Source organism: Marseilla massiliensis (genome assembly GCF_023336985.1).
Lineage (GTDB): Bacteria > Bacteroidota > Bacteroidia > Bacteroidales > Bacteroidaceae > Prevotella > Prevotella intestinigallinarum.
The window spans coordinates 211,681-228,469 of sequence record NZ_JAMBLP010000003.1 but is presented as its reverse complement, the minus strand read 5'-3'; the positions used below and the strand labels follow the sequence as shown (position 1 = coordinate 228,469).

The window sequence follows — 16,789 nt, the reverse complement described above, 5'->3', positions numbered from 1 at the left end:
CATCGACTGAGCTCTTTTTCTTTTCTATATACAGATGTATGGTGGATTCATCTAATGGTTAGGATACAAGATTCTCAATCTTGGCATAGGGGTTCGATTCCCCTATCCACTACAAAGAAGGCCCGGAGTTTCTTCGGGCTTTTTTATTTCACTATGTCCATATATGCAGAACGAAACAATTTCAAGAACAAAACAACTATTAGGCGATGCGGCCATAAAGACATTGGAACACTGCCGTGTGGCTGTGTTCGGTGTAGGTGGTGTGGGCGGCTATGCCGTTGAGGTGCTTGCCCGTAGCGGTGTCGGCCAACTTGACTTGTTTGACAATGACCGCGTAAGCCTGTCTAACATAAACAGGCAAATCATAGCTTTGCATAGCACCGTTGGGAAACTAAAGGTTGATGTTGCCAAGGAGAGAGTTATGGACATAAACCCTGAATGCTCAGTTTTTGCCCATGCCGTATTTTATCTGCCTGACAACGCAGACAACTTTGACCTGACAAGATATGATTATGTGCTCGACTGCATAGACACGATAGCTGCCAAAGTAGAGCTGGTGAAACGCTGTAAGTCGCAAGGCATACCTGTTATCAGTTCTATGGGCGCTGCAAACAAAATGGATCCTACCGCATTTTGCGTGACCGACATATTCAAGACAAAGATGGATCCAATAGCAAAGGTAATGCGAAAGAAACTGAAAGAGCTTGGCATAAGAAAACTGAAGGTTGTTTGCAGCTATGAGCAGCCAATAAAGATTGTATGTGACGATGGTGACAATCCGTCGAGGCATGTTCCGGCAAGCAATGCTTTCGTCCCTGCCGCAGCAGGGTTGGTGATGGGCAGCGAGGCTGTCAAGGATCTAATTGGCTACAATATGAAATAATGATTTGTGGAACAATCAATCACGAGCGCCATTGCAACTATGTAATGGCGCTCGTGATCAATATGTCAAGGATGGCTGTTTTGCAGCAACAAATAGTAAATGACAAATATCCTGAAACGCCGTGATATCTTATTAACCTGAACACAAGACAGAAAAACACAATCTGTTCCATCCCCCTTGCATCCGGGAAGAACATTCAGAATCATTTATATCATTATGGTTGCTAATTCTCTGAATTTACATTATTCCATGCCATAATTGGACAATTCCAGCATGTCCTTCATACAGATTTTTGCTTACCGAATGCCACAATATATTGAAGCAAATGGTTTGGGGCATTTATTTTGCGGTTTTGTTGTGCGTTTACAAAAATTAATTTACCTTTGCAAGGTAAACATATAATACCTAAAAGCTAAATCATTATGTAATGAATACATTAGAATACCTTAAAGTGTTTTTTGTATGCACTGTTCTCATGTTTGTCTTTCCGATGGCAGGCATTGCGACAGACAATGTCCTCACGCGACTCGACCGCTGTCTCGACAGCAGCAGCTTGTATGACGAGGCCAAGGCTAATGAGATTGCCGAGCTAAATAGAAAGGCAATGTCAGCCACTAACGACAGAGAGCGATTCATGATGTACTTGCGGCTTTACAAGGCATATGAGTCTTATAAATACGACTCCGCCTCTGTATATGCAGACAAGGCATATAGCCTTGCATGTAAGATTAACTCCTACGATTTTATTGTAGAATCCGTTTGTGCCAAAGTGTTCTGCCTATTGTCTGCCGGCATGTATAAAGAAGCATTCGACGAACTTAATGTGGTGGACATTGCCAAGGCCTCGCTCCCTTGCCGCTACAAGTACTATTTCGTAAAGTGGCGCCTTCTTGCCGATGCTGCTGACTACTGCCATACCGAACCCTATTATTCCAAATACATCCGCGAGGCCCACAGTCTTGCAGACTCCTTGCTAAGCGTTAACGGCAACACACTGATGGTGCCATATATAAAAGGTATGCAACTTATGAAGGAGGGAAAGTATGACAAAAGCATAGACTTTTTCTTGCAAACACTTAAGGACAAACGCCTCGGCATGCATGATCGTGCCATCTGCGCCTCGTGCGTGGGCTGGATGTACAGAAATCTTGTGATAAGAAAAGAGGGCTAGACTATCTTGCTGAATCTGCCATGTGCGACATAAAGTCGTCGACAAAGGAGACAACAGCGTTGAGGCAGGTCGGAGAACTATTGTATGCCGACGGCGATTACAACCATGCAATAACTTACGTACAGAAAGCACTTGATGACGCCAACTTCTACAATGCGAGGCAACGGAAACTTGAAATAGGTAGCATACTGCCAATAATACAAGAAGTGAGATATAAAGATATGGCATGGCAGAGAAATATCATGCTCCTGTGTGCAATATTAGCGTGCGCGCTGCTTGTTGTACTTGCTGCGGGTACTGTAATAATTCGCAAGCAGATGAAGAAGTTGCAGCAGGCAAAGGATACTATCGAAGAACACAATCGCCAACTTGCAGTAGCGAATGGACAGCTATCGGAGGCAAACAAGATAAAGATAGAGTATATTGGTAAGCTGTTCTATGTAAGTTCTGAGCACTTCTGCAGCATGGAGAAACTATACCGTACCATCGACCGAAAGATTGCCGCAAGGCAATATGATGACTTGCGACGTTCTTTGTCTGAGAAAACAATTGTGGAGTCCAGGAAGAATATGTACGAGGATTTCGATGAAGTGTTCCTGCAGCTTTTCCCCGACTTCGTGGAGAAATATAACAGACTCTTTAATGATCCGGAAAAGAAAGATGACAATGACGGAAAAACTCTTACCAACGAGATGCGAATATTTGCACTCATCCGCCTAGGCATCACCGATTCAGAGAGAATTGCAAAGTTTCTTAATAACTCAGTAAACACAATTAACACGTATAAGTCGAGAGTAAAAAACAAGTCGAATGTGAACAATGACATCTTTGAGCAAAAGATAATGGAGATATAAACATTTATATTACGATTATACAATCAAAGGAGCTTGATTTTGTAACACCTTAGCATTAAGGATGTTACAAAAGCCGAGCTCTTTTTTTGCTTATACATTCCTTTTCTATTTTTGAGCATATGGCATTTTAAATTATTTTTGCAGCGTAAACATTAACAACCTAAAATTAGTAACAACAATGAGAAAACATCTGTTAACAAAATTGCTCGTACCTTTGTTATTGGTAGCGACAAACATTCTCCTCATTTCGTGCAATACCGTTGAGGACGGAGGATATGTGGCTCCAATCACATTGTATGAGAAAGTTGCCGGTCACTGGATGGTGAATTCCGTCACCCAGACTGATGAACTTGAGTCTACAAAGATGCCGATTACAGACTTGTTCGACTTCGACACGTTTGGCATAAATCTATCAGTTGACGAGAACAACAACCCTGCAAACTTTATGGTGGAAGGCAACGCACCGGCCATCATCCCCGTCTCAGGAACATGGAAGATGGCCAATCCGTTCATAAACTCAGACGGCTCTTCGGCCGATATAGTGCTCAACGACGGTGTACACCTTACGTTGACATCAGTACCGGGGACTAATCCAGTGCTAGAGTTCAAACTTACTCGTTCACAGAACGGCAAACCTTTTGTGTCGTACACTTACAACCTCACCCCTACGGCAATGTCTGCAACATCATCAAATAACGAATAAAACAAGAGGACATATCTATGAGAAAAGGCGCATCTTACTTATAGCATTTGTGTTCGCGGCATTGGTAACAGCCATAGGAGCCAAGGCCAGCACCAAGGTAGGAACTCCCGTTTGCTGGACAGTTCCGGCAATCTATACACCCGATCAAGAGGTGACGTTCTATTATGATGTGACAGACGTTGGTTTCCCCGAGGGAGTAGACCTCTATCTATGGGCATGGCAGCCAACAGAGCCAGACGCAGGCAACGGCAACAACTCGTCCGACTTTGCGAAGCTAACGTATCTTGGCGACAATATCTATTGCAAGACGATGGTGCCTACGGAATATTTCCATTCTGAAGTGACTACAATGAACGGCGACAACTTCCCAGGCTTCTGGCAGCAGCTCAAGACCAAGCAAGATGATCTATGGAGCACAGAGTTCGCCGCCCCCGACAGCCGCACAGAATGGGCTGAGATAATGAAGAAAACCAATCAGGGCGTGTTTGTTTATTCGGGGAGGAAATCTACTGGCTTTACTGAGAAATGGACTATCAACCAACCACTCACGTTAATATTCAATCCAGGCGTGTTCCAGGTGAACGGCATATCTATGTCTGAATTTGAAAATACCACTGGCTTTCATGGATTCAACTTCCACTCAGGAATTGACGACTGGACATATCTGCAGGGCGTGAAAGTGTGGATTCCTGACTGCATGGCCAAGACAAGGCTCACAAAACTGTCAAATGGCTACTGGTCAATAAGCATGTCGTCACCTTACGACTACTACAGCTACAACTATGCCGACGACGGATCCCGAGTCAGCACCGGCCTTGAGAGCGACTACGAGCCTACCAACATCGCTTGGCTTTTGGTCGGGATTGTCAATGGTGACTGGGGCGGTACGTGCCCCGACCAATCAACGCAGGCTGGACAGGCTGTACCTTATCCAGATCCAGTATTTTCTTATTTCCCGTCGAGGCTGTCTTCGCTTGACATACTGACATTGACACGTCAGTACAATGGCAAACTTGATGGTGAGCTGGCGTACACCATTACTGTCGGCGGCAAGACTATCACCGGAGTGATGGACGGTAAACGAGACAAACGACAGACTTCCATAAACCTGCTCGACGAGCTCAAAGGCATTAAAGCTTTAGAGATGAATCTCAGCATAAGGAACGCAAGCGGGAAAGAAGTGGTTAACACAATGATTCCTCTTGTGCCGCTGTCTGAAGTAGAATAAACAAATACTGACCAACTATTAATGAAGAAAACAATGGACTACAAGCATTTCCAAATATTCAAGGCAACATTTCTTTTATTCATGATGTTGCTGTCCGGCCAAAGTTCCTTGGCCCAGAAAATAATTGCATCGGGCACTGTTTCCGATCCAAACGGCATTCCACTTACAGGAGCGTCCGTGCGTGAGGCAGGCACACAGAATGGAGCTGTCACTGACCTTGATGGCAAATTCTCGTTATCTTGCGACAAGTCGGGCACTTTAGAGATATCTTATCTCGGCTACATCACCAAGAATGTCAAGGCCGGCAAGGGTCTTATAGTCACCCTTGAGGAGAATGCCACCATGCTCGCAGAGATGGAAGTTGGTTGGCGTTGGCTATGGCACTATGCGCAAGAACGATCTGACCGGTTCGATTGCCAGCGTCAATGCCAAAGATCTTAATCATGGCGTCATTACCAGCACTGAGCAGATGCTCCAAGGAAAAGTGGCCGGTCTTTCTATTGTTCAGAGTTCTGGTTCGCCGGAAAATGGTGCGTCCATACGACTGCGTGGTGGTACATCGCTTTCAGCAAGCAACAGTCCTCTCATCGTTGTCGACGGCATTCCAGGGGTTGACATGAACACTGTACAGCCATCGGAGATACAGAGCATCGACGTACTCAAAGATGCCTCGGCAGCGGCTATATACGGTAGCCGTGGTGCCAACGGCGTCATCATAGTGACGACAAATCGCCATGCAGGTGACAGTGAGAAACTCAGTGTGCAGTATAACGGCTATGTGGCTTTCTCCACTCAAGCAAAATACCTTGATGTATTGTCTGGAAATCAATGGCGCGGCTACGTACGTGAAAATAAAGTGTTAGACGCACAAGACTATGGTGCTAACACCGACTGGCAGAAAGAGCTGACACGCACTGCTATTTCACACTCACACAACATACTGTTCAGCAGCTCGAAGAAAAATTCTGGCTACAGCGGTTCGCTCACCTACCAGAACAATCAGGGCGTCGTGAAGCGAAACAATTTCACGCGCCTTGCCGCAAGCCTCAGTGCCTATCAGAAGACTCTCGGCGGCAGGATTACACTTAAGGAAGCCATTCATGCCAACTTTGACACATGGCACCCAACCGATTCACGCATCTTTGAACGTGCATTCAACCTAAACCCCACATTCCCCGTATACAATCCAGATGGCTCTTACGCACAACTCAATGGAACAAATACAGAGAATCCTGTGGAGATACTGAACAACCGAACCGACGACCAAAAGCGCCATAGGCTCCTGGGGTACTTCAAGGTTGACTATGAGTTCATTTCAGGGCTCACCGCCACCGCCAACATCAGCTACGAGTACAACCGGGCCACAAGCGGACTCTACAAGCCCACTTACGCCCGTATGGAAGGACAGAGCGAAAAAGGATGGGGTCAGCGAACGGAGGCTGAATTCACTAATCGCCAGATAGAAACTTACCTCACATACGACAAAAAGTTGACCGACATACATCATATCAACTTCATGGCCGGTTACTCCTATCTTGACAACACTGCCGAGGGATTTGGCGCAACACGCAGCGGCTTTGATACAAACGCCTTTAGCTACAACAATCTCGGGGCTGGCACCGACTTCCGTCAAGGCGATGTTTACTCTTACAAGAATTCCTCTAAACTCCTCTCTTTCTACGGCCGCGCCAACTACAGTCTAATGGACAAGTATATGGTTACCGTAACTTTACGGCGTGACGGCAGCTCGCGCTTTGGCAAAGACCACAAGTGGGGAACATTCCCGTCGGTTTCGGCGGCATGGCGCATAGGTAGCGAAAAGTTCATGGAGTCTGTATCAAATTGGCTCGACAACCTAAAGCTCCGCTTGGGTTATGGTGTCACCGGCAATCAGAACGGCGTAGCACCGTACAAGAGCCGTGCGGTGCTCTCAGCTGCCGGCGCGGCTTATTATGATGCTTCGACAGGCACATGGAAGAATGCTTATGTGCAGTCGCAGAACACCAATCCCGACCTTAAGTGGGAGTCGACGGCACAGTGGAACGTCGGTTTTGACTTCGGCTTCCTCAATCGCATCGACGGTACTCTTGAATTCTATCGCAAGAAGACCAGTGACCTGCTATGGACATATCCCGTTCCACAGCCGCCTTACCTCGTGGGCACGATGCTCGCCAACGTAGGCGACATGGTCAACAAGGGTGTTGAACTTACCATCGGAGCAACCATCCTGCGCTCCAAGGACTTCTCGGTGAGTGCCAACGCTTCTATAGCCTACAACAGCCAGAAGATAACTAAGCTCTCTAACGATAACTACCAGGCTACAGGCCTCCAGGCCGGTTCATTGCACAACATTCGCGGTTTGAGTGGCATCTACTCCCAGGTTATTGAGGAAGGTTATCCCGCCGGTGAGTTCTATGGCAACGTATGCCAAGGCATCGACGCGGAAGGCAATTATATCCTTAAGGCCGATGAGAATGGCGAGGCCGTGAAGGAGCACCTCGGTTCGGCCATACCAAAGTGGAACCTTGGTATTTCTATAAACGCAGCTTATAAGGACTTTGACTTTAGCATGTCCGGCTACGGTATGTTTGGCCATAAGATACTCAACGCCACGAAGATGGAACTTTACGACGCCACGCGTCTGCCATCACAGAACACTCTTGATGAATTCCTCGGCAGCGGCATCAAGTCTGGGGCTGTATATTCCGACTACTTCATCGAGAAAGGCAATTTCTTCCGCATGCAGAACATCACCATCGGCTATAGTATACCGGGCGTAAAGAAGGCTGGCCTTGAGCGTGTGCGCTTCTACTTCACCGCCGAGAACCTGTTCGTGCTCACCGGATATTCAGGAATGGATCCTGAGGTCTACATCCCCGACAATGTGCTCAGTGGCCCCGGTATAGACAGGCTTATAACAGACAGTTCCACAAGTGAGGGCTCAACATTCTCGCCGCGTCCGCGCACGTTCTCATTCGGGGTCAACGTGGCGTTCTAAATACTCAACTGACGTATTATAACTTTAAACCCAAAGATAATAATCATGAAGATAAAGACATTATACTGCGCAATGCTAAGCAGCGCCCTTGTATTTTCGAGCTGTACAAATCTCGATGAGGAGCTGTACAATCTGGTCTCTGCCGACGACTACGGGAAGACAGAGAGTGAGATTAACACAATCGTTGGTGGTGCTTATGCCTCACTGCGAGGCTACGGCTCATCTACAGATGAGGGCAATGGCGTCAACTGCTACCCTGCCAGCGAATACGTGTTCTTCCTCAACGAGTGCAGCAGTGACGAGGCTTGCATACCAACCCGAGGCACCGATTGGTACGATGGCGGACGCTATCAGCAGTTGCAGCGCCACAACTGGACGGCAGACAACACTTGTGTGCTGGCAGGATGGAGATACGCCTTCGTGGGGGTGTCGAAGGTGAACGCAATCGTCTATCAGGTTGAACAGAGCGGACTCACTGATGAAGCTAAGCAAAAGGTGAATGCAGAGCTTCGCGGCCTGCGTGCATACTATTACTACCTGCTTCTTGATGGGTTTGGCAATGTGCCTATTACCACCGACTTCACCCAGACCGAACTGCCGGTCAACTCCACACGAAAGGAAGTGTATGACTTCGTTGAGAAAGAGCTCACCGAGGTCATCGACCTGCTGCCATCCGGAGTACAGTATGGTCGCTTCACCAAGAACGTGGCCAACACCCTCCTGGCACGTCTCTACCTAAACGCCGAGGTATATACCGGTACTCCGCAGTGGCAGAAATGCCTGGATGCCTGCGACAAGGTGTCGGGCTATTCGCTCACACCCGATTACAAGGCAAACTTCCTCATAAAGAACGAGACATCAACTGAGATTATCTTCGCCATACCTTACGATCACAAGCAGGGCACCACAGGCAATTACCTTGCCTCTATGACCTATCATTACAACCAAAAATGGGCGTTCTCAGCTGACGGCTCATATCAATGGTGCGGCAACGGCATCTGCGCCCAGCCCGGTTTGTACTCTTCTTATGAGGAGGGCGACAACCGTCGCGACAAAACTCTCCTGATAGGCCAGCAGTATCGTGCCGACAATGGTTCTGAAGTGCTTATGGACAATGGTGAGCCCCTGTGCTATACTGAGGAGATAAATAGCAACGACGATGCCACTCAGCCACAGGGAGCGCGTCTTGCCAAGTACGAGTGGAGTGCCACGGACTCTTGGGAGCGCGACAACGATTGGGTGCTCATGCGCTACGCCGAGGTGCTGATGATGCAGGCTGAGGCTAACTACCGTCTCGGATACACATCGACGGCTCTCAATTATATCAACAAGATTCGCGAGCGTGCCGGACTGCCCGGCCTCACCGACCTTGACGAGCAGAAGCTTGACGACGAATGGAAGCATGAGTTTGCCTTCGAGGGACTGCGTCGCACAACCAACATACGCTTCGGCACCTACTTCAAGTCTTGGTGGGAGAAAGATGATGACGCTGATGACCACCATACCGGCATATTTCCCATACCAGCAGAGGAACTGAAGAAGAATCCCAACCTGCGTCAGAACCCCGGCTATTCAGATAACTGATCACCAGGAAAAGATGAAAAGGTTATTGCTTTACACAATGCTTTTCACTGTTTGCGCCGTCATGCTGCCGTCATGCAGCGACAGCAATGACGGCGACAGTGGAAACGGTGATAAGGATTACACAGAAACGGTGAAGTCCGTATTGCCCACCAAGACAAACAACATGAACGTGTATGTCCATTTCATGCCTTGGTTCGAGACATCCTCGTCAAGCCTCGACGGAAAATGGGGTTGGCACTGGATCATGAACACCTCGATTGATCATTCTACAGGAGATGTCGCCTCGCACTATCATCCCCTAACAGGCCCTTACGCATCTGGCGACGAAACCATTCTCAAATACCAATGCTTGCTGATGAAGTATTCAGGCGTTGACGGTGTTATGGTTGATTGGTACGGTTCAGATGCCGACAATACCACTGCGCGACATACAAGCAACACGGGGCCTTGTTCAGCATAATCGAGAAGACCGGCCTCAAGATGGCCATTGTCTATGAGGACCAGACGCTGTCTAAAGTTTCTGACCCTGTTGCAAAAGGTCGTGAGGACATGAGATACCTCGCCACGCATTTTTTCCAATCCGACAACTATGCCAAAGTGAGAGGCAAACCTCTGCTCCTCGTATTCGGGCCACAAGCTGTCAAGACGCCCAAGCTGTGGTTTCGCATTTTCCAAGCACTAACGGACAGACCGGCCTTTGTGGTGCTCAACGGCCACTCCTCACTTGTCAACGATGAGTCATATTCCAACAGCATGGGCGAATATCTTTGGGGCAATGCGGCTTCCGACAGCTGGTACAGATGGGCGAAAGGCAATTTCGACTTTGTCATTGGCGGCGCCATGCCCGGCTTCAAGGACTATTATAAGGAGGGCAACGCCGGAGACGGCTATGCTTCCTATGATGACGAGGGTGGGTCGCTCTTCGACAGACAGCTGAGGGCGGCCGGCGACGCCGGACTACAGTGGCTGCAAGTCTCGACATGGAATGACTATGGCGAGGGCACAATCATAGAACCTACCGCCGAATTTGGTTACCGCTATCTATCAAAGCTGCAGGCCTTCACCGGAGTAGGCTACAAAGAGTCAGACCTACAGCTTATATATAGGTGGTACACTCTCATGGTGAAACATGCGTCAGAAAGTTCCGCGCTCAAGACTCTCGATGAGTGTTTCAACCTCTTGAACACTCTTCAGCCTGACAAGGCATCCCAACTGATGGACAATCTTTAATGTATCAACAATGTTTAAGAAACAAAACCATTTATGCCGTTGCCTGGCCGCCGCGCTACTGTTCGTGGCGGCCCCGACGGCGGGCTTTGCGGCCGATGTGGTGACTTCGCCCGATGGAAGCATCAAGGTGACGATAGGTGTCAAGGACGGCAGGCCGTATTACACTGTCAATCACAACGACAAAGTTGTGGTCAACACGTCCTATCTTGGTTTTCGGCTCAGCGACGCACCGTTCGACAACGATTTCAGGATAACGTCAAAGTCAAGGAACACGAAGCATGGGACGTGGACACAGCCGTGGGGGGAGGATCGCGTTGTAGACTGCCACTACAATGAGCTCCGTGTCAATCTGCAGCAGAAGGACAGGCTGAGACGGCAGCTCTCTTTGGTGTTCCGAGTATTCAACGACGGGCTGGGCTTCCGCTATGAGTTTCCGCGCCAAAAGAACCTTGGTGACTTCCAGATAATGGAAGAGAAAACACAGATTACCATGCCGGTTGATGCCGAGGCATGGACCGAACCCACCAATCGAACCCGATACTATGAGGCTCTTTGGACGAAAGCTCCGCTCAGCACTAAGGATACCGTATCTACGCCAATCACCATAGAGGTAGGCGACTCACTGTTTATGGTGCTCCACGAAGCCAACCTCACCGACTATGCGAGTCTCAATTATACTCCGCGCCATCTCCCCGGAGCGGCTGTGACACTCGTCGCGGCACTCACACCTTGGAGCAACGGCGTTAAGGTGTATGCCACAGCTCCGTTCGTATCGCCATGGCGTACAATAACCATCACTAAGACTCCCGGTGAGCTCATAACGTCGAAACTGATGCTCAATCTCAATGAACCTTGCAAGATAGCTGACACTTCGTGGATTACAACAGGAAAATATGTCGGCATTTGGTGGGAAATGCATATGAGGGATTATACTTGGAGTCAAGGGCCGAACCACGGAGCGACTACATATAATGCCAAAAGATACATCGACTTTGCCGCTCGCCATCACATGAAAGGGGTGCTAGTGGAAGGTTGGAACTATGGTTGGGACGGCGACTGGACAAAGGATGGCGACAAGTTCAGCTTCACCAATGCTTACCCAGACTACGACCTCGAGGGCCTTCAGCGCTATGCTCTCGACAGAGGCGTAAGCCTTGTGGCACACAACGAGACAGGCGGCGCGGCAAGTAACTATGAGAACCAGCTCGACAGCGCGTTTTCTCTTTACCGGCGGCTTGGCATAAAGGTCATAAAGACGGGTTACGTCAATCCCCTCATGGATGACAAGGAAGACCAGCACTCGCAGTACGGCATACGCCACTACCGGAAGGTCTTGGAGACGGCGGCAAAATATCACATCATGGTCATCAACCACGAACCGGCCATGCCATCAGGTCTCTGCCGCACGTGGCCAAACCTGATGTCGGGTGAGGGCATGCGCGGACAGGAGTACAACGCGTGGAGCTCAGATGGGGGCAACCCGCCGTATCATGTTTGTGTATTACCGTTCACGCGCGGCCTTGCAGGAGCAATGGACTTCACTCCTGGCATTTTTGACTTTACAAATAAGGCACAGCCAGGCACTCGCCCGCAAACCACCGTCACGAAGCAACTTGCAGAGTACATACTGCTATATTCACCGTGGCAGATGGCTGCGGACAAGATAGAGAACTATGAAGGTCATCCCGCCTTCAGTTTCATAGAGACCGTGCCCACAAATTTCGAGAAGACGGTGGTGCTTGACGCGAAGATTGGCTCATTTCTGACTATCGCCCGAAAAGACCGATACAGCGACGATTGGTATGTGGGGAGTGCGACGGATGAAAACCCGCGTGACATCACAGTCAACTTCTCCTTCCTCGACAAAGACAACCAGTATGTCGCTGAGGTGTTTTCCGACGGGCCTGGAGCCGACTATCGTACAAATCCCTATCCGATAAGCTATGAAAGGATATTGGTGAAAAGCAACGACTCCCTTAAAATACATCTCGCACCAAGCGGTGGCGCAGTGATAAGAATTAAATATGCAAGATAACATAAGGAATATCGACGCACGCAATTGACTTTCATTGGATGAAAGCAAATACCAATCGATTATGACATGGCATGAGCTTAGTCTGAGAATTTATCCTGCACACTGTCCTATGACCATACATTGACAGGCATTGTACCCCAAATATGCAGCAGATATGAATTAACTCTATGTGCATCAAATAGAATGCCCGAGGAGAGAATCCTCGGGCATTCTATTCTTATTCTCCCAAAATATGGCGGCAGTTTTTTATATTCTCTCAACCTGTTTCACCCCCTTTACAGTGCGCAACCTCTTTATTAGAGACTCAAGGCGCGAGGTGTCTTCAAGCATAACCACCAGGTTGCCCCTAAACAAGCCATCGTTGCTGTCGATGCTTATAGAGCGCAATGTCAGTCGTTCGTCTTTGCTTATTATGCTTGTAAGGTTGTTTACGATGCCTATGTCGTCATTTCCAATAACTCTGAGTGTGATTGAATACTTCGACGAACCTTTGCCGCTCCATCGGGCTTTGACAATACGGTAGCCGAAACGCTTTCTCAACTCTGCCGCATTAGGACAGTCGGTTCGGTGTATCTTTATTCCTCCGTTGACTGTGACGAACCCGAAGACGTCGTCACCATAAATCGGTTGACAGCAACGGGCAAGTTGATAGTCGATGCCCTTAAGGTTTCTGTCTATAACCAAAACATCGTCATTGGGCACAGACATCTCATTGGCAGCATTGAAATTGAATTCCTCCGCACTTCGGGCAGGCTGGTCCCCTGCCCCACTCTTTTCCTTTGACTGAAGCTCAACGTACTTGTCGATTACCTCATTGGTGTCCAATTCGCCATCTGCAATCTGCCTATAGAAATCGCTAACCTCTTTGAAGCCCATCTTTTTGATAAGCCGGGCCATGGTTGACTCATCGAATTCAATCTTGCGGTTCTTGAATTTCCTCTCTATGACTTCTTTCGCATACTGCCCTTCCTTCACCTGCGTTTCTTTCAAGGCCAGCCTTACCTTAGCCTTGGCGCGCGATGTCTTCACGATGTTGAGCCATGCCTGCTTGGGTTTCTGGGTGCTTGAGGTCAGTATCTCAACCTGGTCGCCACTGTGCAGTTCTTCGCGCAAGGTTACAATCTTGTTGTTTATCTTGGCCCCTGTGCAGCTACTGCCTATCTTTGAATGTATGTGGTAGGCAAAATCCAATACTGTTGCGCCTTTTGGAAACTTAAACAAATCTCCTTTTGGGGTGAAAACGAATACCTCGTCCTCATACAAATCCATTTTAAACTGGTCCATGACCTGCAGGTCATCGCTCGTTTCGAGGATGTTGCGTATGTTTGTAAGCCATTCATCGAGCCCAATTTCACCTTTTATGCCCTTGTATCTCCAGTGTGCCGCCACTCCCCGCTCGGCTATCTCGTCCATCCTCTCGGTCCTTATTTGCACCTCAACCCATTTCTGTTCAGGCCCGAGCACCGTGATATGCAGGCTTTCATATCCATTTGACTTCGGCACAGACAACCAATCGCGCAAGCGCTTCGGATTCGGCTGATACATGTCAGTGACAATGGAATAAGCCTGCCAACACTGCATTTTCTCCTTGTCTTGCGGCGAATCGAGAATGATACGTATGGCAAACAAGTCGTATATGCCTTCAAAGGCACACTTCTGTTTCTTCATCTTTTGCCATATCGAATGAATGCTTTTTGTCCTGCCTTTCATGTGGAAGCGCAGTCCCGCATCCATAAGCCGTTTCTGTATCGGTTCGATGAACCTGCTGATATAGGCATCACGGGCCTGCTTGGTGGCATTCAGCTTGTCCTTTATCATGTAATAGGCATCGTGCTCCAAGTATTTCAACGACAGATCCTCAAGTTCGCTTTTCAGCTTATACAGGCCAAGCTTGTGGGCCAGCGGGGCGTAAAGATAGGCAGCCTCTTCAGACACCCTCATCTTGGCCTCTGTGTTCTCCGTGTCGCGTATTTGCCTCATGAGGTTAACCCTGTCTGCTATCATTATTAGAATCACCCGCATGTCTTCGGCGAAAGACAGCAACAGGTTGCGGAAATTCTCACTCTCAATGACAGGATTCTTGGCATACAGGTCGGCTATCCTTTCCAGCCCGTGGAGTATGCGGGCCACGGAATCGCCGAACTGCTCACGCACTTCGTCTATTGAAACATAACCGTTAGACACGCTTGGGTGCAGCAGTATCGCCAGCACGGCATCTCTTTTGAGCCCAATCTCGTCAACAACAATCATGGCTGTTTGGAAACCGAACAATACCGGGTTAAGCCCAAACACATCACGCTTGATGAGATTCTGCTTTACAGAATCAGCAAGGTGGCCACGTATCTTCTTCTCGTCATCGGGAAGAAGTGACGGCCCAATCTTTTCCTTCAGCGTGGAGTATAATAGCAAAGATGCTGCTTTTTCCTGATGTGTAAACTCAAATCTATCGGCCATAATTACTCTCTGTGTGTTAATATATCATTGCAAAGGTACAACTTTTATCTCATTATTTCAATTTTTCGGCGGAAAGTTAGTATATTTGTGACGAAATTACTTTAAATTCAATATATATGTTATCACAAGACGACTTGAAACAGATTGCCTCCAAGGGCATTTCAGAAGAGCAAATCAAGAATCAGCTTGATGAGTTTAAAACAGGCTTCCCATTTTTGAGATTAGAAGCAGCTGCCGGCATCGGCCATGGAATCATGGCTTTGACCGACGACGAATGCAAACAGTATGAGGCTGCATGGGAGAATTACAAGGAACAAGGCAAGCAGATAGTGAAGTTTGTTCCTGCCTCTGGTGCCGCAAGCCGTATGTTCAAAGACTTGTTTGCTTTCCTTGACGCTGATTACGATGTTCCGACGACAGATTTTGAAAAGCATTTTTTCGACGGCTTGAAGCGGTTTGCTTTCTATGATGCGCTTGACAAGGCTTGCTTAAACAACGAAGGCAAGTCTGTCTGCGACTTGATAGCCGACGGCAACTATAAGGCGATTGTGGCCAACCTACTGGAGAGCAAGGGGCTGAACTATGGGCAGCTGCCTAAAGGCTTGTTGCTTTTCCACAAATATGATGACGGTGTTCGCACTCCCGTGGAAGAGCATCTGGTTGAGGGCGCCCTCTATGCTTCAAGCAAGGGTAAGTCTCGCATCCACTTTACAGTAAGCCACGAGCACCTGCATTTGTTCAAGTCGATGGTCGAGGCCAAGCTTGGATATTACAGTGAAAAATTCAACGTAGACTATGACATCTCGTTCTCTGAGCAAAAGCCCTCAACAGATACGATTGCCGCCAACCCAGACAACACCCCCTTCAGGACTGAAGACGGCAAGCTGTTGTTCCGCCCGGGAGGCCACGGCGCGCTCATCGAGAATCTTAACGAGATAGAGGCCGACATAGTATTCATAAAGAACATCGACAATGTAGTGCCCGACAGGCTCAAAGGCGACACAGTGCTATACAAGCAAGTGATTGCTGGCGTGCTCGTAACGATACAGGAAAAAGTGTTTGAATACCTCAACCTTCTTGAGACAGGAAATTACTCACACGAGCAGCTCGAGAGCATCATACGTTTCGTGCAGAACGACCTATGCTGCCGAAAGCAGGACATCAAGCACTTGGAGGATGCCGAACTGGTGATATACCTCAAAAACAAGCTGAACCGACCGATACGCGTTTGCGGTGTGGTCAAGAACGTGGGTGAACCCGGCGGAGGCCCGTTCCTTACATACAACCATGACGGCACTGTGAGCCTGCAGATACTTGAGAGCAGCCAGATAGACAAGTCTAACAAGGAGTATGTCGAGATGTTCACCAAAGGCACACACTTCAATCCCGTCGACTTGGTCTGCGCCGTAAAGGATTACAAGGGCAACGCGTTTGACCTGCCTAAATACGTAGACAAGACCACTGGCTTCATCAGCAGCAAGAGCAAGAACGGCAAAGAGCTCAAGGCCCTCGAACTGCCCGGCTTGTGGAACGGGGCCATGAGTGACTGGAACACCGTTTTCGTAGAAGTTCCGCTGACAACGTTCAATCCTGTGAAGACTGTCAACGACCTGCTCCGCGAGCAACACCAGTAACAACCAACCTGAATA

Annotated in this window: 13 protein-coding genes and 1 tRNA gene; 13 read left to right on the top strand and 1 reads right to left on the bottom strand. The window is 48.4% G+C overall.

The features are described 5' to 3' along the window. Positions 1-40 precede the first annotated feature (40 nt). From M3089_RS03780 to M3089_RS03725, 12 genes are all read left to right on the top strand, one after another. Positions 41-112 (top strand) — tRNA-Glu (locus M3089_RS03780). Positions 113-163: 51 nt separating this feature from the next. Further along, positions 164-883, top strand: coding sequence for a tRNA threonylcarbamoyladenosine dehydratase (locus tag M3089_RS03775; RefSeq protein ID WP_249081825.1), 720 nt, complete (start codon positions 164-166; stop codon positions 881-883). 427 nt (positions 884-1,310) lie between these two features. Continuing rightward, a complete protein-coding gene (locus M3089_RS03770; RefSeq protein WP_249081823.1) occupies positions 1,311-2,054 on the top strand; it encodes a hypothetical protein in 744 nt (247 codons plus the stop codon). 20 nt (positions 2,055-2,074) lie between these two features. After that, the gene (locus tag M3089_RS03765) at positions 2,075-2,908 is read left to right on the top strand and encodes a DUF6377 domain-containing protein (RefSeq protein ID WP_249081821.1); all 834 of its coding nucleotides are present in this window, start codon (positions 2,075-2,077) and stop codon (positions 2,906-2,908) included. Between the two features lie 178 nt (positions 2,909-3,086). Beyond that, entirely contained in the window at positions 3,087-3,611 is a 525-nt protein-coding gene (locus tag M3089_RS03760; protein WP_249081819.1) for a DUF5004 domain-containing protein, read from the top strand. A gap of 61 nt (positions 3,612-3,672) precedes the next feature. Continuing rightward, positions 3,673-4,839, top strand: coding sequence for a hypothetical protein (locus M3089_RS03755; RefSeq protein ID WP_249081817.1), 1,167 nt, complete (start codon positions 3,673-3,675; stop codon positions 4,837-4,839). 21 nt (positions 4,840-4,860) lie between these two features. Continuing rightward, entirely contained in the window at positions 4,861-5,280 is a 420-nt protein-coding gene (locus M3089_RS03750) for a carboxypeptidase-like regulatory domain-containing protein (protein WP_249081815.1), read from the top strand. Beyond that, a complete protein-coding gene (locus M3089_RS03745) occupies positions 5,174-7,837 on the top strand; it encodes a SusC/RagA family TonB-linked outer membrane protein (RefSeq protein ID WP_317236393.1) in 2,664 nt (887 codons plus the stop codon). The genes M3089_RS03750 and M3089_RS03745 overlap by 107 nt, the downstream gene beginning before the upstream one ends. Positions 7,838-7,882: 45 nt before the next feature. Continuing rightward, positions 7,883-9,421: a RagB/SusD family nutrient uptake outer membrane protein gene (locus M3089_RS03740; RefSeq protein ID WP_249081813.1), complete on the top strand. Its 1,539-nt coding sequence runs from the start codon at positions 7,883-7,885 to the stop codon at positions 9,419-9,421. Positions 9,422-9,434: 13 nt separating this feature from the next. Further along, positions 9,435-9,881: a glycoside hydrolase family 71/99 protein gene (locus M3089_RS03735; protein WP_249081812.1), complete on the top strand. Its 447-nt coding sequence runs from the start codon at positions 9,435-9,437 to the stop codon at positions 9,879-9,881. Next, positions 9,869-10,651 carry a glycoside hydrolase family 71/99 protein gene (locus tag M3089_RS03730; protein ID WP_249081811.1) on the top strand — a complete coding sequence of 261 codons (783 nt, stop codon included), beginning with the start codon at positions 9,869-9,871 and terminating at the stop codon, positions 10,649-10,651. Before M3089_RS03735 ends, M3089_RS03730 begins: the two co-directional genes overlap by 13 nt. A 10-nt stretch (positions 10,652-10,661) precedes the next feature. Continuing rightward, complete coding sequence (locus M3089_RS03725; protein ID WP_249081810.1) at positions 10,662-12,686, top strand: glycoside hydrolase family 97 protein; 2,025 nt, start codon at positions 10,662-10,664, stop codon at positions 12,684-12,686. A gap of 246 nt (positions 12,687-12,932) precedes the next feature. Here the strand turns inward: M3089_RS03725 and M3089_RS03720 are convergent, their stop codons facing one another. Further along, positions 12,933-15,140 (bottom strand): RelA/SpoT family protein, encoded by a 2,208-nt coding sequence (locus M3089_RS03720; RefSeq protein ID WP_249081809.1) that lies wholly within the window; start codon positions 15,138-15,140, stop codon positions 12,933-12,935. Positions 15,141-15,256: 116 nt separating this feature from the next. Here M3089_RS03720 and M3089_RS03715 point away from each other — a divergent pair, with 116 nt between their 5' ends. After that, the gene (locus M3089_RS03715; RefSeq protein WP_249081807.1) at positions 15,257-16,774 is read left to right on the top strand and encodes a DUF4301 family protein; all 1,518 of its coding nucleotides are present in this window, start codon (positions 15,257-15,259) and stop codon (positions 16,772-16,774) included. Positions 16,775-16,789: the final 15 nt, after the last annotated feature.

Bases quoted from the DNA above. Each gene is read 5' to 3' on its own strand.
- M3089_RS03775 (WP_249081825.1), top strand. From the start codon at position 164: ATGCAGAACGAAACAATTTCAAGAACAAAACAACTATTAGGCGATGCG.
- M3089_RS03770 (WP_249081823.1), top strand. From the start codon at position 1,311: ATGAATACATTAGAATACCTTAAAGTGTTTTTTGTATGCACTGTTCTC.
- M3089_RS03765 (WP_249081821.1), top strand. From the start codon at position 2,075: ATGTGCGACATAAAGTCGTCGACAAAGGAGACAACAGCGTTGAGGCAG.
- M3089_RS03760 (WP_249081819.1), top strand. From the start codon at position 3,087: ATGAGAAAACATCTGTTAACAAAATTGCTCGTACCTTTGTTATTGGTA.
- M3089_RS03750 (WP_249081815.1), top strand. From the start codon at position 4,861: ATGAAGAAAACAATGGACTACAAGCATTTCCAAATATTCAAGGCAACA.
- M3089_RS03745 (WP_317236393.1), top strand. From the start codon at position 5,174: ATGCCACCATGCTCGCAGAGATGGAAGTTGGTTGGCGTTGGCTATGGC.
- M3089_RS03740 (WP_249081813.1), top strand. From the start codon at position 7,883: ATGAAGATAAAGACATTATACTGCGCAATGCTAAGCAGCGCCCTTGTA.
- M3089_RS03735 (WP_249081812.1), top strand. From the start codon at position 9,435: ATGAAAAGGTTATTGCTTTACACAATGCTTTTCACTGTTTGCGCCGTC.
- M3089_RS03725 (WP_249081810.1), top strand. From the start codon at position 10,662: ATGTTTAAGAAACAAAACCATTTATGCCGTTGCCTGGCCGCCGCGCTA.
- M3089_RS03720 (WP_249081809.1), bottom strand. From the start codon at position 15,140: ATGGCCGATAGATTTGAGTTTACACATCAGGAAAAAGCAGCATCTTTG.
- M3089_RS03715 (WP_249081807.1), top strand. From the start codon at position 15,257: ATGTTATCACAAGACGACTTGAAACAGATTGCCTCCAAGGGCATTTCA.